At 50.6% G+C, this 23,550-nt stretch carries 20 protein-coding genes; 8 read left to right on the forward strand and 12 right to left on the reverse strand.

Annotated elements, in window-relative coordinates; all coding sequences use genetic code 11:
* Positions 1–44: 44 nt before the first annotated feature.
* The 8 genes from DUT67_RS02015 to DUT67_RS02050 all read right to left on the reverse strand — a co-directional run bounded on the left by DUT67_RS02015 (position 45) and on the right by DUT67_RS02050 (position 8,367).
* On the reverse strand, positions 45–914 hold the full coding sequence (locus DUT67_RS02015; protein ID WP_113632632.1) for a transporter substrate-binding domain-containing protein: 870 nt from the start codon (positions 912–914) through the stop codon (positions 45–47).
* A 99-nt stretch (positions 915–1,013) separates the two neighbouring features.
* Entirely contained in the window at positions 1,014–1,778 is a 765-nt protein-coding gene (locus tag DUT67_RS02020) for an ABC transporter ATP-binding protein (protein WP_113632631.1), read from the reverse strand.
* Positions 1,775–2,509 (reverse strand): ABC transporter permease, encoded by a 735-nt coding sequence (locus DUT67_RS02025; RefSeq protein WP_113632630.1) that lies wholly within the window; start codon positions 2,507–2,509, stop codon positions 1,775–1,777. The genes DUT67_RS02020 and DUT67_RS02025 overlap by 4 nt, the downstream gene beginning before the upstream one ends.
* Complete coding sequence (locus tag DUT67_RS02030) at positions 2,509–3,225, reverse strand: ABC transporter permease (RefSeq protein ID WP_048262734.1); 717 nt, start codon at positions 3,223–3,225, stop codon at positions 2,509–2,511. Before DUT67_RS02030 ends, DUT67_RS02025 begins: the two co-directional genes overlap by 1 nt.
* Positions 3,226–3,731: 506 nt before the next feature.
* Complete coding sequence (gene cysG, locus DUT67_RS02035; protein ID WP_113632629.1) at positions 3,732–5,111, reverse strand: siroheme synthase CysG; 1,380 nt, start codon at positions 5,109–5,111, stop codon at positions 3,732–3,734.
* Positions 5,112–5,197: 86 nt separating this feature from the next.
* Entirely contained in the window at positions 5,198–5,566 is a 369-nt protein-coding gene (gene nirD / locus DUT67_RS02040) for a nitrite reductase small subunit NirD (protein ID WP_048262730.1), read from the reverse strand.
* Complete coding sequence (nirB, locus tag DUT67_RS02045; RefSeq protein ID WP_113632628.1) at positions 5,563–8,115, reverse strand: nitrite reductase large subunit NirB; 2,553 nt, start codon at positions 8,113–8,115, stop codon at positions 5,563–5,565. Before nirB ends, nirD begins: the two co-directional genes overlap by 4 nt.
* Positions 8,116–8,169: 54 nt before the next feature.
* Positions 8,170–8,367: a hypothetical protein gene (locus DUT67_RS02050; protein WP_048262727.1), complete on the reverse strand. Its 198-nt coding sequence runs from the start codon at positions 8,365–8,367 to the stop codon at positions 8,170–8,172.
* Between the two features lie 383 nt (positions 8,368–8,750).
* On the opposite strand from DUT67_RS02050, the gene DUT67_RS02055 reads away from it, so the two are divergent.
* From DUT67_RS02055 to ppiA, 7 genes are all read left to right on the forward strand, one after another.
* Positions 8,751–9,905, forward strand: coding sequence for a mandelate racemase family protein (locus DUT67_RS02055; protein ID WP_048262991.1), 1,155 nt, complete (start codon positions 8,751–8,753; stop codon positions 9,903–9,905).
* Between the two features lie 98 nt (positions 9,906–10,003).
* The gene (locus DUT67_RS02060; RefSeq protein WP_113626994.1) at positions 10,004–11,614 is read left to right on the forward strand and encodes an ABC transporter substrate-binding protein; all 1,611 of its coding nucleotides are present in this window, start codon (positions 10,004–10,006) and stop codon (positions 11,612–11,614) included.
* 132 nt (positions 11,615–11,746) lie between these two features.
* Positions 11,747–12,787, forward strand: coding sequence for an ABC transporter permease (locus tag DUT67_RS02065; RefSeq protein WP_011095549.1), 1,041 nt, complete (start codon positions 11,747–11,749; stop codon positions 12,785–12,787).
* A gap of 38 nt (positions 12,788–12,825) precedes the next feature.
* Complete coding sequence (locus tag DUT67_RS02070) at positions 12,826–13,707, forward strand: ABC transporter permease (RefSeq protein WP_189339535.1); 882 nt, start codon at positions 12,826–12,828, stop codon at positions 13,705–13,707.
* A 34-nt stretch (positions 13,708–13,741) separates the two neighbouring features.
* Positions 13,742–14,566 (forward strand): ABC transporter ATP-binding protein, encoded by an 825-nt coding sequence (locus DUT67_RS02075; protein WP_048262722.1) that lies wholly within the window; start codon positions 13,742–13,744, stop codon positions 14,564–14,566.
* 44 nt (positions 14,567–14,610) lie between these two features.
* Positions 14,611–15,387, forward strand: coding sequence for an ABC transporter ATP-binding protein (locus DUT67_RS02080; RefSeq protein ID WP_189339534.1), 777 nt, complete (start codon positions 14,611–14,613; stop codon positions 15,385–15,387).
* A 276-nt stretch (positions 15,388–15,663) separates the two neighbouring features.
* Positions 15,664–16,233: a peptidylprolyl isomerase A gene (gene ppiA / locus DUT67_RS02085; protein ID WP_048262719.1), complete on the forward strand. Its 570-nt coding sequence runs from the start codon at positions 15,664–15,666 to the stop codon at positions 16,231–16,233.
* 86 nt (positions 16,234–16,319) lie between these two features.
* Here ppiA and pelZ read toward each other — a convergent pair whose 3' ends face one another.
* From pelZ to pelA, 4 genes are all read right to left on the reverse strand, one after another.
* Positions 16,320–17,597, reverse strand: coding sequence for a pectate lyase PelZ (gene pelZ / locus DUT67_RS02090; RefSeq protein WP_113632626.1), 1,278 nt, complete (start codon positions 17,595–17,597; stop codon positions 16,320–16,322).
* Positions 17,598–17,765: 168 nt separating this feature from the next.
* The gene (pelC, locus tag DUT67_RS02095; RefSeq protein ID WP_048262716.1) at positions 17,766–18,890 is read right to left on the reverse strand and encodes a pectate lyase PelC; all 1,125 of its coding nucleotides are present in this window, start codon (positions 18,888–18,890) and stop codon (positions 17,766–17,768) included.
* Between the two features lie 595 nt (positions 18,891–19,485).
* Positions 19,486–20,610 carry a pectate lyase PelB gene (pelB, locus tag DUT67_RS02100; RefSeq protein ID WP_048262714.1) on the reverse strand — a complete coding sequence of 375 codons (1,125 nt, stop codon included), beginning with the start codon at positions 20,608–20,610 and terminating at the stop codon, positions 19,486–19,488.
* 538 nt (positions 20,611–21,148) lie between these two features.
* Positions 21,149–22,273, reverse strand: a complete 1,125-nt coding sequence (pelA, locus tag DUT67_RS02105) for a pectate lyase PelA (protein WP_048262712.1) — start codon at positions 22,271–22,273, stop codon at positions 21,149–21,151.
* A 681-nt stretch (positions 22,274–22,954) separates the two neighbouring features.
* On the opposite strand from pelA, the gene DUT67_RS02110 reads away from it, so the two are divergent.
* Complete coding sequence (locus DUT67_RS02110; protein WP_113627013.1) at positions 22,955–23,530, forward strand: aminodeoxychorismate synthase component II; 576 nt, start codon at positions 22,955–22,957, stop codon at positions 23,528–23,530.
* Positions 23,531–23,550: the final 20 nt, after the last annotated feature.

Raw genomic sequence — 23,550 nt, forward strand, 5'->3', positions numbered from 1 at the left:
CATAGCCCGTTGGCTATGACGCGTGATTCACTAGAAGGTCACACTCAGAGTGGCGTGGTGTCCATACCGAACCATTTTTCACTCAGTTTTCTGATGGTGCCGTCTTGCTTGGCCTGATCGATTGCCTTGTCGAACATGGCTTTTAGTTCAGGATCGCTTTTACGCAGGCCAACGGAGGAGCCGCTACCCAGAATGCCGCCGATGAACTGTGGCCCTGGCATTACGATGTTGTCATTGCCCGGTTTGTCCGTCGTACTTTTCAAGTAAGGCGCGGAAGCGATGACCAGATCCACACGACCTGCTTTCAGATCCAGATCGTGTTCCTGCGTGGTTTTATATTCGCGTACTTTCATCACGCCTTTCATATATTTATCTAAAAAGGCGCTGGCGATAGAAGCAGACTGCACACCGATGGTTTTGCCTTCCAACAGCGGTTTCAGTTTCTCGATTTCTGCCAATGCTTTAGCTTCATCGGCTGGGTCAATGGAGAAACGCACGCCTGCATCTGGGAAATCTTTGGCGAGTGAACTGGATTTCAGCACGGCGAAAGTCTGCCCTGACTGCGTGTACGGCTGGCTGAAATCGATCACCTCACGGCGTTTTGCCGTGGCGGACATACCTGCAATGATCGCGTCATATTTACCGGCATTCAGTGCAGGAATGGCGCTGGCGAAAGGTTGAACCATGATTTCGCATTTTACCTGCATGTTGCTGCACAGCACTTTATACAGTTCGATCTCCATGCCATCGAGCGTACCGTCTGGCTTGGTGAAGTTATACGGGTGGTAAGCGCCTTCGGTCGCGATGCGGACGGTTGTCCATTTTTTCTCTTCCGCTGATGCGGTGAATGAGGCGGCCAGCGTTCCTGCCATACACAGTGAGCAGGCAAGCAGAGTGAGTTTTGATTTGATCATGATGGTGTTCTCCTGGAGCTCTATATAGTTATATTTTATTTATTCCCCGAATGTCGCGACAGCGGTAAAAGTCTGCGCGCGAAATTAGTGGGGTTGTGTTTACCAACTGGCAATAAATTGCCGGAAGCGAGCCGACTGGCTGGCGGTGAAAACGTGCTCCGGCGTTCCCTGTTCTTCAATTTCCCCCTGATGGAGGAAGACGATACTGTTAGAGACTTCGCGGGCAAAATCCATTTCATGAGTCACGACCAGCATGGTCATCCCTTCGTCCGCCAGCGTGCGCATGACGCGCAGCACTTCGCCAACCAACTCTGGATCGAGTGCAGAGGTTGGCTCATCAAACAGCATCACTTTAGGTTCCATCGCGAGCGCACGGGCAATCGCTGCACGCTGTTGCTGACCACCGGACAGGTGAGCGGGATAGTAGTGACGCTTATCCGCTAGTCCGACCTTCTCCAGTAACTGCTCGGCGTGTTCCACGCATTCCGCCTGTGGACGCTTTAAGACGTGCACGGGCGCTTCGATGATGTTTTCCAGCACGGTCTTGTGTGACCAGAGGTTAAAGTTTTGGAATACCATGCCCAACTGGCTGCGAATTCGGTCGATCTGTTTGAGGTTCGACGGGCGGTTCTGCCCTTTACGGTTCGGCTTCATTTCAATCGTTTCTCCGCCGACGATAATCTCGCCCTGATCGGGAAGCTCAAGCAGGTTGCTACAGCGCAGCAGTGTCGATTTGCCTGAACCGGACGATCCCAAAATTGAGATGACTTCCCCTTGGTTGGCCTCAATCGAAATCCCTTTCAGGACGTCCAGAGAACCAAAGCTTTTATGAATGTTGCGCAGGCTAATGGCGGGTGTCGTCATTGCAGATCTCCCAATTTCTTAATTTTTTTCGCTGCCGGTTGCGCACCCGGCGCACGGAGATGAGGTGTAAGCCTAAATTCTGTCCACATCAGTAAACGTGTCAGAATAAGGTTAATAAACAGATAAATCGCACCGGCGACTAGGAAAACTTCGAGCGCTCGGTAGGTTTCTGCAATGAGGCGTGCGGCGATACCGGTGATTTCCATCAGCGTGATGATGGAAGCCAGCGAGGTCGATTTAACCATCGAAATCAGCTCATTGCCGTAAGCAGGGAGCGCCTGACGGATTGCCAGCGGAAAAACGATACGCTTGAAAATCATGAACGACGGCATGCCGCAGGCGCGTGCAGATTCGATCTGGCCTACGGGAACGGACTGCAATCCGCTACGGATAATTTCACTGGCATAGGCACCGGTACACAGGCTGAGCGACAGCAGGGCGCACCAGTGGGGTTCCCGCAGGAACGGCCAAAGCATGCTTTCCCGAACCCAAGGAAATTGCCCCAGCCCGTAGTAAATCAGGAACAGCTGCACCAGCAGCGGTGTGCCGCGGAAAAACAGCACGTAGGTTCGTGCAATTGAGCGCAGCACGGTAAAAGATGACAACTGCATCAGTGCTAAGCCCAGCGCCAGAAAGAAACCCAGAAAAACAGAGCTAACCGCCAACTGTAGGGTCAGCGGGATACCGGGAATAATCTCCAGAAACGTTTCGTACAGAAAAGGAAAATCCATCAGCGTTTCACACCCCGGGAATAATGAGACTCAGCACGGCGCATAATCCAGCCGGAACAGATTGAGATAAGCAGGTACAGCAGCGCGGCCGCCATGAAGAAATCGAACGGTTTGCCGGTAGAACCGGCGCCGGTTTGTGACTGCGTCATCAGCTCTGCGACACCGGTAACGGAAACCAGCGCAGAGGTTTTTAGCACCAACTGCCACACATTGCCGAGTGGGGGGATCGCATGGCGTAGTAGGAGCGGGACAATGATGCGGCGCAGGCGCAATAGCGTTGGCATACCACAGGCTTTGGCCGCTTCAATTTCCCCTTTGGACACGGCGTAAAAGGCGCCGCGGTAGACTTCCGTCTGCTGCGCACCGGAGGAAATGCCGACGGCGAGTACCCCGGCGAGGAAGCCCGGAAAGCCAAAGAACTCATTGCTGCCAAACAGTTTGGCGAGCAGAGTTAACGCAGAGCTGCCGCCGAAATAAAGCAGGTAGATGATGAGTAGATCGGGGACGCCACGGATGAGCGTCGTGTAACCATCTGCCAGATAGCGCACGGGGCGATTGCCGCAAATTTTGGACCAGGCACCGATCGTGCCGATCACTGCCCCTAGCAGGAAGCCGCAGATCGCCAGCGCGAGCGTCATTCCTGCCCCAATCAGTAATAATTTCCCCCAGCCGTGTTCACCAAAACTGATGAGCTGCCAGAAAGTAACGTCTTCCACAAGTGACTCCAAACTGCTTGCTGATTGTTCTGTTGAACAGAACTGTTTTTGTGATGAGAGGACTACATACTCCGTTCAGGAACGAGAGTAGAAATACGTAATGACTCGATGTATCTGTACTAATGCGATGTATCACCCTTCGATATGTACTAAAGCGGTGAAGCACTAGTGTAATGAACCACGATGGTTTGACGATGAAATCGGTTCGATATGAACGACTCAGAGGTCGCGCCGCGAATCTATTAGAAAACCAAGCAATAGTCGGGCCACGTTTTACGTAAATTATTATTGATTATTTATTCATATAGTCTGCTTATTAATGAGTTTTATTTTAATCAAAATAAGGCAGATGTGGCCTGTGGTAAAGCATTAAAGTGACATTTTGTAAGGGGGTATGTTTAAAATAGTGCATTGTTATGCTATTTGATGGGGCGTTGCATTATGATGGTGCAATAACCGCTATCCGGCAGGACGGATAGCGGGTAAGTCTAGGGATAGGGAGAGGATTATGCTGTCTGTTCTGCGAACCAGCTCAATTTTTCCCGCAGTCCGACGACGCTGCCGATAATGATCAAGCTTGGGCTGCTGGCTTGTTGGGCTAATTCGCCCAGCTGTGAGAGTTGTCCACTTAGAACACGCTGTTTCGTTGAGGTGCCATTTTCGATAATGGCGACCGGCACGGTTTCCGGTAGTTGCTGCTCAATGAGCTTATTTTGAATGTGTTCAGCCTGTTGAAGCCCCATGTAAAACACCAGCGTTTGTTTTTCTGCTGCCAGGCTGGACCAGTCGAGATCGGTGTCGTGTTTGACGTGTCCGGTGATCAGCCTGACGCCCTGCGAGTGATCGCGATGGGTGAGTGGGATACCGCTGTAGGCCGAGCAGCCTGATGCAGCGGTAATACCGGGAACGACAGAGAAGGACACACCCGCCTGTTGCAGATATTCTAGCTCTTCGGCACCACGACCGAAGATAAAGGGATCGCCGCCTTTTAACCTGACGACACGATGGCCAGCCCGTGCCTTTTCTTCCAGCAACTGATTAATTTGATCTTGAGGAACGCTGTGATAGCCAGACGCTTTGCCGACAAAGATGCGCTCGGCGTCACGGCGTGACAGGTTGAGAATCTCTTTCGACACCAGTCGGTCGTAAACGACGATGTCGGCCTGCTGTAGATGCTGTAGACCTTTCAACGTCAGTAATCCTGCATCACCCGGCCCGGCACCCACTAGCGTTACTTCACCTCTGTCATCCAACGGCGCGGAGAAAAGCAGTTCCGTCAGTTGTTGAGCGCTCTGTTTGTCTTCATTGGCCAGCGCCTGTGCCAGCCGATCGTGTACAAAGAGTTTTTCCCAGAATCGGCGGCGCGCGCTCATATTGCAGAAGCGGTTTTTGACGCGGCTGCGTAATTCGCCTGCGAGTGTTGCCAGCTTACCGAGATTTTGCGGCAGGATGCTTTCCAGTTTTTCCCGCAGTAGCCGAGCCAGAACTGGCGCGGTACCGCCAGAAGACACGGCGACCATCAACGGTGAACGATCGATGATTGACGGCATAATGAAGCTGGCGCGTTCAGGGGAGTCGACGACATTACAAAAAATTCGGCGCTCGCTGGCGCTGGCATAAACGTGGTTGTTGACGTCCTGATCGTCTGTGGCGGCAATCACTAGCCACACCTCGTTCAGTAACGTGGGATCGAAGGTGCTGTGTACCAGCGTTAATTGAGCATCCTTCTCCCACGCCCGAAACTGATCGTTAAAATCGAGCGCATTGACGGTAATCACTGCGCCAGCATCCAACAATAGCCGGGCCTTGCGCTCGGCTATTTCACCGCCTCCTACCAACAGACAAGGTTTATCGTGTAGCTGACAGAATATTGGCAGGTAATCCATGTAACGCCTCTTGAGAACTCAGATTATCTTAAAAAAATAAGATGGTGGCGTGCCCTGCGATGTACGCAGGACACTGCCCATTAGGGCTAGGGTAATGGTTGGCTATTATCAACCGCTACGTCACTGTCTGCGATGGATATTTGCACATTACCGTTTGTTACCTGAGTATCATAAGCTGCAACAGAATAGGCACCATCCTCCAGACAGAAACCATCATAAAGGCGAAAGTGCTGTTTTTTCAATGGGCTTGCGACCCAAAGCTCTTCATGATGTTCGCCCACTATCCCACGGCTTAATACGCTAGCCTGTGCGAAGGGGTCGATATTACTGAGGGCGTAAACCTGCTCATCGTTACGTGGCCGGAACACGGCGATCTGCTGCTGCTCGACCAGTGCGCAAACGCCCGTACCGGGAAGGATGTCGTCTAACTTACAAACCGTCGTCCACTGGCTCATGCGTTTTCCTCCTCTAGCTCAATCTGTTTCACTGGAATACGCTCGGCAGGGCGCGCTGGACGGTGTTGTTGACGTTCACCCACCATTTGTACATTTGGATCGCGTTCTGGGCTGTTAATGAAGTGGGCGAAGCGTTTCTGTGCCTCTGGGGCAGCCAGTGTGGCCTGCCATTCGCAGACATAGCCTTCTCGCAACCGTGCAATATCGGCTTCAAGCTGATCGTTAATGCCCAGTTTGTCTTTCACGATCACATTACGCAGATAGTCGATGCCGCCTTCGAGATTATCCAGCCACACGGACGTACGCTGGAGCTTATCGGCTGTGCGAATGTAGAACATCATGAAGCGATCCAGGTAGCGAACTAAAGTCTCGCGATCCAGATCGGCTTCCAACAGGTCGGCGTGGCGCGGCTTCATCCCGCCGTTGCCGCATACATAGAGGTTCCAGCCTTTTTCGGTGGCGATAATCCCCACGTCTTTACCCTGTGCTTCAGCACATTCCCGCGTACAGCCGGAGACGCCAAATTTCATTTTGTGCGGGGTGCGGATGCCTTTGTAGCGGTTTTCCAACTCGACGCCAAAGCCCACGCTGTCGCCGACGCCAAAACGACACCAGGTGCTGCCGACGCAGGTTTTCGCCATACGTAGCGCTTTGGCGTAAGCGTGGCCTGTTTCAAATCCGGCTTCGATGAGCTGCGCCCACACGTCAGGCAGGTCGTCTTTCTGGACGCCAAATAGTGCCATGCGCTGAGAACCGGTCATTTTGGTGTACAGGTTATATTGCTTCGCGATCCTGCCAATCGCGATCAGACCATCTGGGGTGATTTCCCCACCGGCGGAGCGTGGAATGACGGAATAGGTGCCGTCTTTCTGGATATTGCCGAGGAAGTTATCGTTGGAATCCTGCAATGGCGTGTGCTGTGGTTCGAGTACGTATTCGTTCCAGCAGGAAGCCAGCAGGGACGCGACGGTCGGTTTACAGACCTCACAGCCGTAGCCTGAACCGTGTTTTTCCAGCAGTTGATCGAACGTTTTGATTTTTTCGATTTGGATCAGGTGGTACAGCTCCTGACGCGAATAGGCAAAGTGTTCGCACAGGTGATTATTGACTTCAATCCCTTGCTTGCTGAGTTCCGAATTCAATACTTGTGTCAGCAGCGGAATACAGCCGCCGCAGCCCGTGCCGGCTTTGGTAGTTTCCTTCAGCGCCGCGACGGTATGACAGCCGCCGTTAATCGCTTTGATGATGTCGCCTTTGGACACGTCAAAGCAGGAACAGATTTGTGCACTTTCCGGCAGTGCATCAACGCCCAGCGTCGGTTTCGCACTGCCCGCCGTAGCCGGAAGAATCAGCGCTTCAGGGGAGTCCGGCAGCGGGATCTTGTTCAGCATGAATTGCAGCAGATTGCCGTAATCCCGTGTGTCGCCGACCAGTACGGCACCGAGTAACGTTTTGTTATCAGCGCTGACGATCAGACGTTTGTAGGTTTCTTTATTTTCATCCAGCCACATATAGCTGCGTGCACCCGGCGTATGACCGTGTGCGTCGCCAATCCCGCCAACATCGACGCCCATTAACTTGAGCTTGGCGCTCATATCGGCACCCTGGAATCGGTTCTCATGCCCTAACAGGTGGTCGACGGTGACCTGTGCCATTTTGTAGCCGGGTGCAACCAGACCAAACGGTCTGCCCTGCCAGGCGGCACATTCACCGATGGCATAGACATCAGGGTCGGACGTTTGGCACCAGTCGTTAATGGCGATACCGCCACGTGGGCCGATTTCCAGCGCACACTGGCGCGCCAGTTTGTCCTGCGCACGGATACCGGTAGAGAACACGATGAAATCCACTTCAAGCGTGCTGCCATCGGCAAACACCATCGTCTTGCGGCTTTCCAGACCGGAATGTTGAATGGCCTGCGTATTCTTGCCGGTGTGCACTCGCACACCCATGTTTTCAATCTTGCGTTGCAGCAGGGCACCACCCTGTGAATCTAGCTGTTCGGCCATGAGTACGGGGGCGAACTCAATGACGTGTGTTTCCACACCAAGGTGTTTTAGCGCACCAGCTGCTTCCAGACCTAATAGTCCTCCGCCGATCACCGCTCCGCGTTTGCTACGGCGAGCGCAATTTTCGATGGCGTTCAGATCTTCAATGGTGCGGTACACAAAACAGTCTTGCCCGTTCGATCCTTTGATTGCAGGAATCCAGGGATAGGAGCCGGTTGCCATGATGAGTTTGTCGTAATACACGGTACGGCCGGAATTGGAGTGTATGGCTTTTTCACTGCGGTTGATGGTGATGGCGCGTTCACCTAGTAGGACTTTTACGCCATTCTTTTCGTAATAGCCTTCGCGTACTAAAGAGAGTTCTTCTACCGTGTGGTGAGCGAAGTAAGAAGAGAGGTGGACACGATCGTAGGCGACGCGGGGTTCTTCACAAAAAACGGTAATCTCGTAGGTGGACGTTGGGGCCTTATCCAGTAACTCTTCGATAAAACGGTGGCCAACCATCCCGTTACCGATAACAGCGAGTCTGACTTTGTTCATTTTTGCCTCAAAATTGCTTCTTCTGAGGTTACCTTATCGCGCTACAAGGGGCGCTTATTGATGTACATCAAGTTGTCTTTTATATACTTCTTTGTGGGTATGTTGATGATTTTGCTTATTTTTTATTAAGTCTTGGTTTTTGTTGGGTTTTTCATGACAAGTAAAAATGAGATCTATAGCACGCTTTTGGTCAGAAGCCGACTGATTAGCGGCCAATCCGCTATCAGAGTAATCATCCCCCTCATCAATCATTCACGTTTCAGAACGCTTAGAAATAAAACTAAGGGATTATCCATTTATTTAATAAGGATATGAAAGTTTCTGGTGATAATGCTCACAGCTTTATGTGCAATTGCACAGTTATCCGCAGCATAATTTCTTCATATGAAAGAAATTGCCTAATGACTAACGGCGTAACAACCTTAATAATTGAAAATAAAACGCTATTTTTTTTTAATTAGCACGCCATTTCTTTTTGTGATGTCGATCGACTTATAAGGTCGTACCAGAAAGATATCGGTGTTTTTTTATCTACCGACCCAACACAGCCAGTGGAGTTCTTCTTTAATTATTTATGTGGCTTACATTCGCAATCGCGTACATGAGTTGTGTTAAACATCAAGGCAGGTAACAACGTGAAAATAGAATCAATTGATGTCACCGTCTTCACTTATCCCACACGTCGGGTTTCCGACAGTGCGGGTCATTCACACCCGGGAGCTGAGAATCAGGCCAAGATGGCGTTGTTGACCATCACGGCGGATGACGGCCAAAAAGGTTACGCTTTCGCTCCGCCGGAAGTGATTCGTCCTCATATCGTTAACGCTTTCTTCCGCAAAGTGCTGATCGGGCAGAACCCGTTCGACCGCGAGCGTCTCTGGCAGGATCTGGTGCATTGGCAACGCGGCAGCGCCAACCAACTGACCGATCGTGCGCTGTCGATTGTGGAATCTGCACTGTGGGATCTGCAAGGTCGCGTGCTGAACATGCCGGTACATAAACTGCTCGGCGGCTATCGTGAAAAAGTCCCTGCTTACGGCAGTACCATGTGTGGCGATGAACTGGAAGGCGGTTTATCTACGCCAGAAGAGTTCGGCCAGTTTGCAGAAAAGCTGGTGCAGCGCGGCTATAAAGCCATCAAGCTGCACACATGGATGCCTCCGGTGTCATTCGCACCCAGCCCTAAGATTGACGTAAAAGCCTGTGCGGCGGTGCGTGAAGCGGTCGGCCCAGATATCTGCCTGATGCTGGATGGTTACCACTGGTACAGCCGCAGCGATGCGCTATACATCGGTCGTGAACTGCAAAAGCTCGATTTCACCTGGTTTGAAGAGCCAATGGAAGAACAGAGCATGGCATCCTACAACTGGCTGACCAAGAGTCTGGATATCGATGTGATTGGGCCGGAAAGCCTGTCAGGTAAATATTTCAGCCGTGCTGACTGGGTTAAAGAAGGCGCATGCGACATTTTACGCGCGGGCGTGCAAGGCGTAGGTGGTCTCTGGCCGTGTCTGAAAGTTGCGAGCCTGGCTGAATCCTTCGGTATGGATTGTGAAATCCACGGTAACGGTGCGCCAAACCTCAACGTTGTTGGAGCGATCAAAAACTGCCGCTGGTATGAACGCGGGCTGCTGCATCCTTTCCTCGATTACGACGAACCTGCTGCTTATCTGAATTCGATTGTCGATCCGATGGATGACGAGGGCTTTGTGCATCTGCCGCAACGTCCAGGGCTGGGAGAAGATATCAACTTTGATTGGATTGAGGAGCATACCCTAAGTAAAGAATAGTTTTTTATATGAATAGTTTGTTGTTCGATCTGAAAGATAGCCTTACCTAAAAAATAAAAAGTTGTCGTCTTCCATGCTCCCACACCTGGAGAATAATGATGAAAGCACGAGCAATACTCCGTACCCTGCTGTTAAGTTCACTCTGCATGGCCGCTACGCCGGCCATTCTATCGGCAAAAACTCCTGACGATCAGTTGATCGTAGGGATGAACATGAACAACATGCTCTCACTCGATCCGGCCGCGATGACCGGTAACGAAGTGGTGGGCATTATCGTCAACCTCTATGACTCGCTGGTGGTGCTCGATCCGGCCAACTTGAGTAACATCTTGCCTTCTCTGGCGAAAAGCTGGAGCGTCAATGATGCAGGCACCGTCATTACCTTCAATCTGGTGGACAACGCCAAATTCCATTCCGGTAACCCCGTGACGGCGCAAGATTTTGCCTGGTCGATGAAACGTCTGCTTAGCCTCAATATGGCTCAGGCCACGACGTGGAAATCCTACGGTTTCACTGCGGAAAACGTGGAGAAAATGATCCGCGCCAAAGACGCTCACACCGTTGAAATCGAGCTGCCTAAACCGAACGACCCCAAGCTGGTGATCTATTCGCTGGCGACGCTGGGTAGCGGCTCTGTGCTGGACAGCAAAACGGTCATGCAACATGAGAAAAATGGTGACTGGGGTAACGGCTGGCTGACCACGAACGAAGCTGGTTCTGGCCCGTTCAAGCTGGACGTGTGGCAGGCGAAAGACGTGCTGCGCATCAGCAAGGTTGAGAACAACTGGCAGGGCGACGCGAAAATGCGGCGCGTGATTTTCCGCCACATGACCGAATCACAGGCGCTTCGTCTGATGATTGAAAAAGGCGATATTGATGTTGCCTCTGGGATGTCGGTGCCGGATATCAACGCGTTGAAACAAGACAAAGACGTTGTGGTTGATGAGGTGAAAAAAGGCACGCTGTACTACGTTGCAATGAGCCTGAAAAATGAATACTTCGCTAAACCAAAAGTGCGCGAAGCGGTTCGCTACCTGATTGATTACGATGGCGTCAATAAGACGGTGATGCCTGGCTATGGCTTCTATCATCAGCGCCCTATCCAAAAAGGGATGGATGCGACGTTGCCGGACCCTGGCTACAAACTTGACGTGCCACGCGCCAAAGCGCTGCTGGCCGAAGCGGGCTACCCGAATGGATTTGAAACCACGCTGCGTGTCTTGTCCGATCAACCGTTCCTGAATCTGGCGACGTCAGTACAGTCCACGCTGGCACAGGCGGGCATCAAAGCCAAAATCATCTCCGGCACCGGTAATCAGGTTTACGGCGCGATGCGCGATCGTAACTTCGATATGCTGGTTGGCCGCGGCGGTGGCGGCGTCGACCCGCATCCTCACTCCAGCCTGCGTTCTGTTGTCTATAACCCCGATAACAGCGACGAAGCCAAACTGACCAACTTCCAAGGCTGGCGCACCTCTTTCTACGACAAACCTTTGAACGACATGATCGATAAGGCGCTGTTGGAGAAAGATCCTCAGAAACAGAAGCAGATGTATATCGACGTACAGAATCGCTATGAAGAACTGTTCCCGGCCATTATTCCGGTGTCGCAGATGATCGATTCTGTGGTGTTGCGTAAGGACGTGAAAGGCTATGTGCCGCATCCGTCCTCCACGACGCATCTGCGCGAGGTCTATAAGCAGCGCTAGTGTCCACACGTTAAACCGGATGATTAGCCGACACCTTTCCAGCTAATCATCCGGCTCAGATACGTTAAAAAGAGATGACCGCGTGAGTGGTGGTTTGCTGTCGCCGCTAACCGGGATATCAGGAGAAAGAACATGGTTTTCTCTGATTGGATCAAGCCGGGTGGAGTACTGCGTCGTTTGGCAAAACGTCTGTTTCAGGTCGTCATCACGCTGTTCGGGTTATTAATCCTGACCTTCGTGATCGGCCGCGTGATGCCAATCGATCCAGTCCTGGCTATTGTCGGGCAGGATGCTGACCAAAGTACCTATCAACAGGTTTACCAACAGCTGGGGTTGGATAAGCCGCTGTATGTCCAGTTCTTTATTTACTTCAATTCACTGATGCATGGGGATTTGGGCAATGCGCTTCTGACTGGGCGACCGGTCGTGGATGACATTATCCGGGTTTTCCCTGCCACCATCGAACTGGCCACCATGGCGATTATCGTAGGCGCGGGTCTGGGCGTGCCGCTAGGCGTGCTGGCTGCGGCACGACGCGGTAAATGGGCAGATTATGTGGTGCGTTTTATTAGTCTGGCCGGTTATTCCACGCCGATATTCTGGGTCGGGATGATGGGGCTGTTGGTGTTCTATGCCTGGCTGAACTGGGTTGGCGGCGCTGGGCGGGTTGACATGGCCTACGACGGTTTGGTGGAGAACCGTACCGGTTTGCTGCTGGTGGATTCGCTACTGGCAGGTGAGTGGGATGTGTTCCGCAGCGCGCTGAACCATCTGGTGCTGCCAGCCACGATTCTCGGTTTCCATTCACTGGCCTATATCAGCCGTATGACGCGTAGCTTCATGCTGGCGCAGCTTTCGCAGGAATACATCATCACTGCGCGAGTGAAAGGGCTATCTGAGTTCCGTGTTGTCTGGGCGCATGCGTTTCGCAATATTCTGGTTCAGCTTCTGACGGTGGTGGCGCTGGCGTATGGCTCGCTGCTGGAAGGGGCGGTACTGATCGAAACGGTCTTCTCATGGCCGGGATTTGGTTCCTATCTGACGGGCAGCCTGCTGCTGGGGGATATGAACGCGGTTATGGGATGTGTGCTGCTGGTGGGGTTGATCTTTGTGACGCTTAACCTGCTGTCGGACATGTTGTATCAAATCTTTGATCCGAGGACGAACGCATGAATATTTCCTCTGAGCAGCCGGTCACTCGCGCATCGGTAATGCGGACACCGCCGGAAAAACGCGTGAGTCGTCTGCGGCTGCGTGGGGCGCGAATCGGCGGGTTTCTCTTGACGATGATGCGCAATCCACTTACCGCGATTGGTTCCGCGATTGTGCTGATGTTGGTGCTGGTTGCCATCTTCGCACCCTGGATCGCCACACACGACCCGCTGGTACAGGATTTGTCCAACGCGCTACAGGCACCGGGTGCGGCACATTACTTTGGCACCGATGAGTTTGGGCGCGATGTATTTAGTCGTCTGGTCTACGGCTCGCGCATCACGCTGTATATCGTTGCGCTGGTGTCGGTCACCGTTGGACCGATCGGGCTGGCGCTGGGTGTGATTTCTGGGTATTACGGCGGTATCGTCGATACTATCCTGATGCGTATCACCGATATTTTCATCTCTTTCCCCAGCCTGGTATTGGCGCTGGCGTTCGTTGCGGCACTCGGTCCTGGTCTGGATCATGTGGTGATCGCGATTACGTTGACGGCCTGGCCACCGATTGCGCGTCTGGCAAGGGCGGAAACGCTGTCGCTGCGTCACGCGGATTTTGTTTCTGCCGTGAAGCTCCAAGGGGCATCGTCTGTCCGCATCCTGCTGCATCACATTGTGCCGCTGTGTCTGCCGTCGGTGATTATTCGTATCACTATGAATATGGCGGGCATTATTCTGACAGCGGCGGGTCTGGGCTTTCTGGGGTTGGGGGCACAGCCGCCCGATCCTGAATGGGGCGCGATGATCTCTGCGGGTCGTCGTTACATGATGGAGTGCTGGTGGTTAGTAACTATTCCGGGGCTGGCGATTTTGATTAACAGCCTAGCATTCAACTTCCTTGGAGACGGCCTACGTGACATCCTCGATCCCAGAACTGAATAAGTTTTCTCAACGTGCGCCGGGAAGCTCGCCCCTGATGGAAGTGGAAAATCTGCGGGTAGGCTTCGTGAACCGTGGTGTTGTGACGGATGCCGTGCGCGGTGTCTCCTTCACGCTGGGCTGTGAAAAGTTGGCAATTGTCGGCGAATCTGGCTCCGGTAAATCGACGGTCGGCCGTGCGCTGTTGCAACTGCATCCGCACAGTGCGCGGATTACGGCGGACAAACTGCGCTTCGGTGATACCGATCTGCTGAAAGCGGATGAGGCGCGGATGCGTCAGATTCGCGGCAAACGCATATCCATGATTATGCAGGACCCCAAATATTCGCTGAACCCGGTGGTTTGCGTTGGCGATCAGATTGCCGAAGCCTATCTGGCACACCATAAGGTGTCGCACCGTGAGGCGAAGGAAAAGGTCATGGCGATGCTGGACGTGGTGCGGATTCGTCAGCCAGAGCGTGTCTACAAGTTGTATCCCCATGAGATCTCGGGCGGGCAGGGGCAGCGCATCATGATTGCAATGATGCTAATTACCGAACCCGAAATCGTGATTGCCGATGAACCTACCTCCGCACTGGATGTGTCCGTGCGCTTGCAGGTGTTGGCGATGTTGGACGATCTGGTGAGTGAGCGCGGTCTGGGGCTGATTTTTATCAGTCACGATATCAATCTGGTGCGCAGCTTCTGCGATCGGGTGCTGGTGATGTATGCCGGGCGCGTCGTGGAGTCGATTGCTGCCGCCGATCTGGACAACGCACAGCATCCGTACACGCGTGGGTTGCTGAATTCGCTGCCGGATATCGACCACCGACGTCCGCGTTTGCCGGTGATGAATCGCGATCCAGCCTGGATCAATGGATAAAGGGGATAATCATGGCAACTGAAGCAATGGGTCAGCGTAAGCCGATGATCGAAGTGAATAACCTGAATCTCTCTTTTGGTCAGGGCAGTACGAAGAATCAGGTGTTGTACGATGTGAATCTTACCGTCAACGATGGCGATATCTTTGGTCTGGTAGGGGAGTCGGGTTCCGGCAAAACCACGGTGCTGAAGTGTCTGGCAGGGCTATTTAATCACTGGGAAGGCACGCTGCTGATTGATGGGAAGAAGCTGGCGCACCGGATCGATCAGGCGCGCTGCCGTCGGGTACAGATGGTGTTTCAGGATCCGTACGGATCGCTGCACCCTCGTCATACTGTGGAGTCGATTCTGGAGGAACCGCTGTCGATCCACCGCTTTGACGATCGTGACGATCGCATCGATACCTTGCTGGAGAAAGTCGGGCTGGGAACCAATTTCCGTCGCCGTTATCCGCATCAGCTATCGGGTGGACAGCGCCAGCGTGTGGCGATTGCCCGAGCGTTGATTCTGGAGCCGAGAGTGTTGCTGCTGGATGAGCCAACGTCGGCGCTGGATGTGTCGGTGCAGGCGGAAATTCTCAATCTACTGACGGAGTTGCAGCAGCAGGAAAAGCTGACTTACCTGATGGTGACGCATGATTTGGGCGTGATTTCCCACCTATGCCATAAAGTCGCGGTGATGCAGTACGGTAAGATACTGGAAACGCTAGAAACCGACGACCTGACCAGCGATGTGCCGAAGGATGCTTATACCTCGATGCTGGTGGAGGCCAGTCGTCAGTACAGTCGCGATCTGGCGGTGCGCTCGGAGCGTATGGGCTGAGTTTGCTGAGCGGTGATAATGGGTAGATCGTAAAGACGCGGCAAGTACGTCCCTGGAGCGGACGTTTTACTCTTCTATCCCATTCCCCGTTCTCGTTCCGTACGGTCTGAGGGCCGAGCAATCGGCCCTTTTTTTATCTTTCACGCAGGTTTTCGATCACAGTTGGTTACGAACAGACTTTTATACGTAAAAAAAGGTAAATGGGTGGCGTTGAAGAGTGCGGATACTTACAATCATTACGCTTTCTGTAGTTGGCCTCTTCAAAAAGGAATTCTCATGTTCAAACGTACTCTGGTTGCTGCGGCAGCCCTTATTTCACTGACGGCATTTTCTCCAGCCTTTGCGGCTTCCGGCACCACTCATGTGCTGTTGACGACGTCCGCAGGCAATATCGAACTGTCTTTAGATAACCAAAAGGCACCGGTTTCGGTAAAAAATTTCGTCGAGTACGTTAACAACGGTTTTTATAACGGGACGACATTTCACCGTGTGATCCCTGGCTTTATGGTGCAGGGTGGCGGCTTTTCTGGCGAAATGAACCAGAAAGCGCCGAATGCGCCGATCAAGAATGAAGCCGATAACGGTTTGCGTAACCAGCGCGGCACGATTGCCATGGCGCGTACGTCTGACAAAGACAGTGCGACCAGCCAGTTCTTTATCAACATAGCGGACAACGCTTTCCTCGACCACGGGCAGCGTGATTTTGGTTACGCTGTGTTCGGTAAAGTGGTTAAGGGCATGGAAATCGTAGATAAGATCTCGCAGGTACCAACGAAAAACGTCGGGCCTTATCAGAACGTACCGACTGCGCCGATTGTGATTCAATCCGCGAAGGTGTTGCCTTGATTGGTGAGATAGAGAAGTAAGACACTGAGAATATGAAAAAGGCCACGAGAGTGGCCTTTTGCGATCTTAACGTTTCAGCTAGCACGTTACTCCAGCGCTTTTGCCATCTGTTGTAGCCAGGCGTCCACGCCGGTACTGGGTACGTTCAGTTGACGGTAGGTTGCCGTTGCAACGGGGTAGCCGCCAACGTCTTCCTGGCTGTTCACGAAGCCACCTTTCCGCTGTTTGACGTTATCCACGATACGCTTATCGACGGCATCACGATCTTTGGGGCGTGCGCCTGCGCTTTGCAGTACCTGATTGGTGACGGCGCTGGCCGCTGATGCCGTTAAGCCCGCTGGCCAAATAGGGGACACCTTGAGTAACGTAATCCCAGTGCCTGACGTTTGCGGAGCAGCGCTGCCTTTGGCATCGTAGGCGAGGTTATCCGACATCCAGACATCGCCGGAGCTGTTGCTCCCTACCAGCCCTAAACCCGCTTTGGTATTTGCGCCGTAGTGCATCACGTTACCCGCAACGGAAACACGCGGGCTGGCAGGCATGGTTTTCCCTTCCCATTCTCCTTTTACACCACCAACGCGAACGCCCCAGATGCCGGGATTGTAGATCAGATTATTGACCATGACGCCTGTTGAACCCGCCTTGAACCAGGCGTTGCGTTCGTTGTTGTGGGCATACAGGCTGCCCACGATCGATACGTCAGTCACGTTATCGTGAACCAGCGTCCCCATCGAGTGAATGCCTTTAGTGTGAGCCGAGTCGTATAAGCCTTCAGCAACGATATTATTTGAAAGCGTGATGCGGTGTGCGGTGCCCTGCGGCCCGTCGTAGCGTGGGCCGGAGATAGACAGGTTCTCATCTGTCCCCCAGGCGAAACTGGAGTGGTCGATCACCACGTTATAGGCATCTTTGCCGTTGATTGAAACATCGCGTTCAAAGCCGCTTTTTTTACCCGTACCGGCATCGCCGATGCGAAAACGAATATGCTGCATGAGAACATCATGCGTGCTAATCCCCATCCCGCCGCGAATGATCGTGATACCGGGAGAGGGAGCAGTTTGGCCAGCGATAGTGACAAATGGCTCAGCTAATCGAAGGTCACTTTTATTCAGGTCGATGATGCCACCAACCTCGAAAACGATAATGCGTGGCCCTTTGGTGGCCAGTGCTTCTCTGAGTGAACCGGCTCCGGAAGAAGCCAGCGTTGTGACGCGAATAATGCGTCCACCGCTGCCTGCCACGGTATCCGTTCCGAATCCTTTCAACTCTGGTGCCGCTGGCGTGGCGGCGCTAGCCATCGGTATGCCGACACTGAATACTGTGCAGGTGCTGAACAGTGCGGCGAACAGAAGAGAACGTTTCATTTCATTTCCTTGAATATTAACGATAAAAATGAGCGAGCCCTTAGGGCTCGCTCAAGTATGGCCCGAACGATAAATCGACGGGCGTTAAGCTCGCTTGCAGGCTCCTGCTAGCACAGGACAATGAGGGTAGGAGCCTGAAGTCCGCTTAGTACACTTTACACTTCGTGATTAGTTGCAATTTGCTGCTGTTAGCACGGCCAGGTTTTTGTTCACACCAGCATAGTTTGCCAGTTTGTCCTTCACGCACTGTGGTGAAACCGGAGAGTAGCTGTAAGGGAGTGAAGCGAACGTGCCGGTGCTTTTCCAGTCTTCAGCATTCACGTAGGCCTTGGTGTCTTTATCCCAAGTGATATTGTATTTAGCGAAGTCGGCCGGGCTCATGACGTTGTTATTACGCAGTTCCCAGGTACCGAAGTTGGAACCGTCGTAACGTGAGGTCACTGGGTTTTTCGCATTCTCGAACCAGTTACGTTCGATCAGCGCAATCCCTTTCTGGCGTACGTTCAGGCCAGAACTAGTGATGCCGGTATACAGGTTGTTGTAAGCGTGAACCTGACCGCCACGTTGCAGTGGGAGACGCGCGTTAACGTCGTCGTAAATATTGTGATGGTAAGTCAGATCGCGGCCCGTATCGCTGCTGCTGAAGCCGCTCAGCCCCACCTTTTTGATGCCGTGAATGTAGTTGTACGACACCGTCACGTTGGTAGAGGCTTTCTTGATATCAATCGCAGATTCAAAGGTGGTGTCACCGTCTTTTGTTCCTGCGCATTCAAAGTTTTTCGCGAAGATTTCGTTGTGGTCAATCCAGACGTTCGGCGTGTTATCGATACGAATGGCATCACCGTCCTGCGCGCCGCCCGGCATGTAACCAAAGCGCATATTACGGATGATGACATCGGATGATTTTGTCAGCCAGATCCCGAAGTTAGCGGAAGATCCGTTGGTACCGATGATGGTAACCCCTTTGGTAAACTCTTTGATTTCCACACCGCGAGCATCTTTACTCCACTGGCCGCAGATATTGTTCTCGGCAGCTTTGATCAGCGCGTCTTCATTACCGTTATAGGTGATGATGAGTGGGTAAGCCCCACCTTTGACTTTCTTACCTTTAGAATCCAGCTTCGCCTCTTCGATAATATCAATGATATCTTGCATAGAGCGCGCCGTTTTGTTCACTGCACCAGCAACGTTACCACCATCAGTGGTGGCATAACCTCCCGTATTTGCCGCCATTGTCGGTTGAGCCGCAAGTAATAACAGCCCAGCGGCTGTAGAAGGCAGTAGGTATTTCATTAGGGTACTCTCCTTGGAATAGAATTTTTTGGGTATTAATGTTCCACATCACCCAGATTATATTGTTTTGGTGTTTCAATAAAAATGAAATCTAGGTTTATTGAAACCCAGATTAAGTGTTATCATAAAAATAAAATAATTCAATATTTAGATATTAAATATATCGACTGAATAACGCAGGGGAATGCTGATGATTAATAAGTCTCTATTTTAAATGATGATATTTTTTTCATTTTTTATAAAATAGATGCATTCAGAGTTTTTATGAAAAATAAAATTATATTTCGTTTTGTTATTCTACGTTGGGAGAGTTTTGATAAAGGTGATAAATGTGAGCGCCATCAAGAAATAAGTAAAATTCTTCATTGAGATGACCATGTCAAAAAATAATTGACGCCGATCAAATTATTAATTAATCCCGTGTTGTGAATTATTTTTGATTACATCAATAACAAAGATAATTAACTTATAAAATAATTAGCATGATATTTAATTTATTCCCTCTTTATTGGGATGCATACTCATGTTCATTTGTCGGTCCTCATAAAAAATAAGCGAGCTCTAAGAGCTCGCTCAAGGGTAAATCAGACCGCGTTTATTTGCAGTTAGCTGCTGTCAGTACCGCCAGGTTTTTACCCACGCCAGCATAGTTTGCCAGTTTATCCTTCACACACTGCGCCGAAACCGGAGAGTATTTGTAAGAAATGGAAGGGAACTTGCCGGTGCTTTTCCAATCATCAGCATTGACGTGAGGCGTAGAAGGGCGACCCCAGGTGATGTTGTATTTGGAGAAGTCCGCTGGTTTTGTGATGTTGTTGTTACGCAACTCCCAAGTACCGAAGTTGGAGCTGTCGTTACGTGCCGTCACTGGGTTGAGCGCATTTTCGAACCAGTTGCTTTCGATCAGCGCAATCCCTTTCTGGCGGACGTTAAAGCCGGAGCCAGTGATGCCGTCATACAGGTTGTTGTAGGCGTGAACCAGACCACCACGCTGCAGCGGCAGACGTGAGTTAACATCGCTGTAAATATTGTGATGGTAAGTCAGGTTACGTCCCGTATCCGTATTGCTTGCGCCGCTCAGGCCGACTTTCTTGATGCCATGAATGTAGTTATATGACACCGTGACGTTGGTTGACCCTTTTTTGATATCGACGGCCGATTCAAAAGTCGTGTCATTGTCTGGTGTGCCTTTACACTCAAAGTTCTTGGCAAAGATCTCGTTGTGGTCAATCCAGACGTTTGGAGAGTTATCAACACGAATGGCATCGCCGTCTTGCGCACCGCCTGGCATATAGCCGAAGCGCATATTACGTACTACGACGTCAGAGGAGTTCACGATCCAGACACCGAAGTTGGCGGATGAACCATTGGTACCTTGGATGGTAATGCCTTTGGTGAACTCTTTGATTTGTACGCCGCGAGCGTCCTTACTCCATTGGCCGCAAATATTCTTTTCAGCCGCTTTGATTAATGAATCTTCATTACCGTTATAGGTGATGATGAGCGGGTAAGCACCGCCTTTGACTTTCTTGCCTTTTGAGTCCACTTTCGCAGCTTCAATAATATCCACAATTTCTTGCAGAGAACGTGCGGTTTTCTTCACAGCGCCGGAAACTTCTCCACCATCTGTGGTGGCATAGCCGCCCGTATTTGCTGCCATCGCTGGCTGAGCCGCGAGTAATAACAATCCAGTGGCTGCCGTAGGCAATAGGTATTTCATTATGACTGTCTCCTTGGAATAGAATTTCATGGGCATTTATCGCTCCATATGCCCGACACACATTTTTCAACAAAAATGAATCATCAATTTTGATGAAAAACCAAGGGGAGTGTGGTCAAAAAATAAGTTCAATTCAAGGGTGAAATGTTAAATGTATTACAGCGGAAACATTTTGTAATACTGATGATTGGATGATTTGGATTTTATAGGAAACGATATTCTTTTAAAATAATTGAAAATCAGTAGGTTATTATTTAAATGGATGATTGATTTATTCTGGTTTCTTTATCTATATGATTTTACATCGCTACTTTTATGATGTTGAGCGCTGAGACTAACGTAAATAATTCATCTTAAGTCAAAATATAATATCACAGGCGCATTCAGTTTTGTTTTTGTATGGGTTAATTTTACATTGAATTTTAGTTTGTTAAGAAATAATTATTATTCATCTCCATGTGCCGTAAAAAATGAGCGAGCCCAAAGAACTCGCTCAGGAAGAACCCGGCGCAGAGTGAATACGCCGGGATTAATGCATTTATTTACAGTTGGCTGCTGTCAGTACTGCCTGGTTTTTACCTACGCCAGCATAGTTCGCCAGTTTATCCTTCACGCACTGTGCGGAAACAGGGGAGTAGCTATACGGGACGGCAGGGAATTTGCCGGTGCTCTTCCAGTCATCCGCATTGATGTGCGGTGTGGATGGTTTACCCCAGGTGATGTTGTATTTAGCAAAATCAGACGGGCTGGTAATGTTGTTGTTACGCAGTTCCCAGGTACCGAAGTTGGAATCGTCATTACGTGCGGTCACAGGGTTGAGGGCATTTTCGAACCAGTTGCTTTCGATCAGCGCGATCCCTTTCTGACGGACGTTAAAGCCTGAACTTTTGATGCCGTCATACAGGTTGTTATAAGCATGCACCTGACCACCACGTTGCAGTGGCAGACGTGAGTTAACATCGCTGTAAATATTGTGATGGTAAGTCAGGTTGCGACCCGTATCCGTGTTGCTTGAACCGCTCAAACCGACCTTTTTCACGCCATGAATATAGTTGTACGACACGGTGACGTTGGTTGAGGCTTTCTTGATATCGACAGCCGATTCAAAAGTGGTGTCGTTGTCTGGTGTACCAGCGCATTCGAAGTTCTTGGCGAAGATCTCATTGTGGTCGATCCAGACGTTCGGTGAGTTATCAATACGGATAGCGTCACCATCTTTTGCGCCACCCGGCATATAACCGAAGCGCATGTTACGTACGACAACATTGGAAGAGTTAACCACCCAGATGCCGAAGTTAGCGGAAGACCCATTAGTACCGAGGATAGTGATCCCTTTGGTGAACTCTTTGATTTCTACACCACGCGGATCTTTGCTCCATTGGCCACAGATGTTAGCTTCAGCCGCTTTGATTAGTGCATCTTCATTACCGTTATAGGTAATGACGAGCGGGTAGGCTCCACCTTTGACTGCTTTACCACTTGAATCCTTTTTCGCTGCCTCAATGATATCGACGATCTCTTGCAGAGAGCGTGCGGTTTTTTTCACAGCGCCGGAAACATCGCCGCCGTCAGTGGTGGCATAACCCCCCGTATTTGCCGCCATTGTCGGTTGGGCAGCAAGCAGCAACAGCCCAGCGGCTGCAGAAGGCAGTAGGTATTTCATTGTGTACTCTCCTTGACATAGAATTTTTTGGGTATTTATCACTACACACCCTGTGTAATAAAATGGCTGTTTCAACAAAAATGAAATTAAGGTTTGTCTATAAAGCCGAGCTAAGTGTTAACAGAAAAAATAAACAAAACAAGATGGGGCGTTAAATATATTAATTAAATAACAGAGGACAGCTGAGAGGATTTGTGTTTATTGCTTTTAAATAGAAACTAATTTCCACTTAAAGTCATTTAAATCAATGTCTTGTGTTTTTTATTTAAACTTTGTTCTTTATTTTTCATCCGTCTCATTTCTAGGGTTTTATTCGCTTATTAGCAATTGTGATCGTCGTCAAAAGTTAAAGATAAATATTGGTTAGAAAGATAAATCCCATGAACTAACCTGCCTAATCTAAAAACTCTAATTAATTCATGATGGTTTTTTGTTTATTATTTTTTTTGTTAAAAATGATTTCAGAAAAATAGTTTTCTATAGAGATAAATAATAAATATTACCTATTAATAAAAGTGCTTTTTGTATAAATAAATCATTTGTGATCGTCATAATTATTATTGCGCTAACTTATTGCGTAGGGATGGCACGTCTTTTGTCTTTGCTGGCGACAAGGGCTGGGTACCTGATGTGAATTTCATGTATGTTAGTACCGCTTTCCCGACTAACTGTGCAATGACTATGCTACTGATTATTGATAACTACGACTCCTTTACCTACAACCTTTACCAATACTTTTGTGAGCTTGGCGCAGAGGTCGTGGTGAAGCGTAATGATGAACTGACGCTACGTGAGATTGAGCAGCTTGCGCCTGAGCGATTGGTCATTTCACCGGGTCCCTGTACGCCGGATGAAGCGGGCATTTCACTGGCTGCTATTCGTCACTTTGCCGATAAATTGCCTATTCTGGGTGTGTGTCTTGGTCATCAGGCGATGGGGCAGGCGTTCGGCGCGCGTGTGGTGCGGGCACGGCAGGTGATGCACGGTAAAACCTCGGCAATTGCGCACAGCGATGCGGGGGTTTTCACCGGGTTGGCTCAGCCTTTGACGGTCACCCGCTATCATTCACTCATTATTGATTCCACTTCGCTACCTGATTGCTTTGAGGTCACGGCCTGGAGCGAATATGAAGGGCAGCGTGATGAGATTATGGGGATACGCCATCGCTCCTTACCGCTAGAAGGGGTGCAGTTTCACCCCGAGAGTATTCTTAGTCAGCAAGGGCATCAGCTTCTGGATAATTTCCTTAAAATTTAACTATATAGAGAGTTATTCTT

Source organism: Pectobacterium peruviense (assembly GCF_003312355.2).
GTDB classification, from domain to species: domain Bacteria; phylum Pseudomonadota; class Gammaproteobacteria; order Enterobacterales; family Enterobacteriaceae; genus Pectobacterium; species Pectobacterium peruviense.

Excerpts from the sequence above, each read along its gene's own strand:
- DUT67_RS02015 (WP_113632632.1), bottom strand. The coding sequence starts at position 914 with ATGATCAAATCAAAACTCACTCTGCTTGCCTGCTCACTGTGTATGGCA.
- DUT67_RS02020 (WP_113632631.1), bottom strand. The coding sequence starts at position 1,778 with ATGACGACACCCGCCATTAGCCTGCGCAACATTCATAAAAGCTTTGGT.
- DUT67_RS02025 (WP_113632630.1), bottom strand. The coding sequence starts at position 2,509 with ATGGATTTTCCTTTTCTGTACGAAACGTTTCTGGAGATTATTCCCGGT.
- cysG (WP_113632629.1), bottom strand. The coding sequence starts at position 5,111 with ATGGATTACCTGCCAATATTCTGTCAGCTACACGATAAACCTTGTCTG.
- nirD (WP_048262730.1), bottom strand. The coding sequence starts at position 5,566 with ATGAGCCAGTGGACGACGGTTTGTAAGTTAGACGACATCCTTCCCGGT.
- nirB (WP_113632628.1), bottom strand. The coding sequence starts at position 8,115 with ATGAACAAAGTCAGACTCGCTGTTATCGGTAACGGGATGGTTGGCCAC.
- DUT67_RS02050 (WP_048262727.1), bottom strand. The coding sequence starts at position 8,367 with ATGATTGATGAGGGGGATGATTACTCTGATAGCGGATTGGCCGCTAAT.
- DUT67_RS02060 (WP_113626994.1), top strand. The coding sequence starts at position 10,004 with ATGAAAGCACGAGCAATACTCCGTACCCTGCTGTTAAGTTCACTCTGC.
- DUT67_RS02065 (WP_011095549.1), top strand. The coding sequence starts at position 11,747 with ATGGTTTTCTCTGATTGGATCAAGCCGGGTGGAGTACTGCGTCGTTTG.
- DUT67_RS02070 (WP_189339535.1), top strand. The coding sequence starts at position 12,826 with ATGCGGACACCGCCGGAAAAACGCGTGAGTCGTCTGCGGCTGCGTGGG.
- DUT67_RS02075 (WP_048262722.1), top strand. The coding sequence starts at position 13,742 with ATGGAAGTGGAAAATCTGCGGGTAGGCTTCGTGAACCGTGGTGTTGTG.
- DUT67_RS02080 (WP_189339534.1), top strand. The coding sequence starts at position 14,611 with ATGATCGAAGTGAATAACCTGAATCTCTCTTTTGGTCAGGGCAGTACG.
- ppiA (WP_048262719.1), top strand. The coding sequence starts at position 15,664 with ATGTTCAAACGTACTCTGGTTGCTGCGGCAGCCCTTATTTCACTGACG.
- pelZ (WP_113632626.1), bottom strand. The coding sequence starts at position 17,597 with ATGAAACGTTCTCTTCTGTTCGCCGCACTGTTCAGCACCTGCACAGTA.
- pelC (WP_048262716.1), bottom strand. The coding sequence starts at position 18,890 with ATGAAATACCTACTGCCTTCTACAGCCGCTGGGCTGTTATTACTTGCG.
- pelB (WP_048262714.1), bottom strand. The coding sequence starts at position 20,610 with ATGAAATACCTATTGCCTACGGCAGCCACTGGATTGTTATTACTCGCG.
- pelA (WP_048262712.1), bottom strand. The coding sequence starts at position 22,273 with ATGAAATACCTACTGCCTTCTGCAGCCGCTGGGCTGTTGCTGCTTGCT.
- DUT67_RS02110 (WP_113627013.1), top strand. The coding sequence starts at position 22,955 with ATGCTACTGATTATTGATAACTACGACTCCTTTACCTACAACCTTTAC.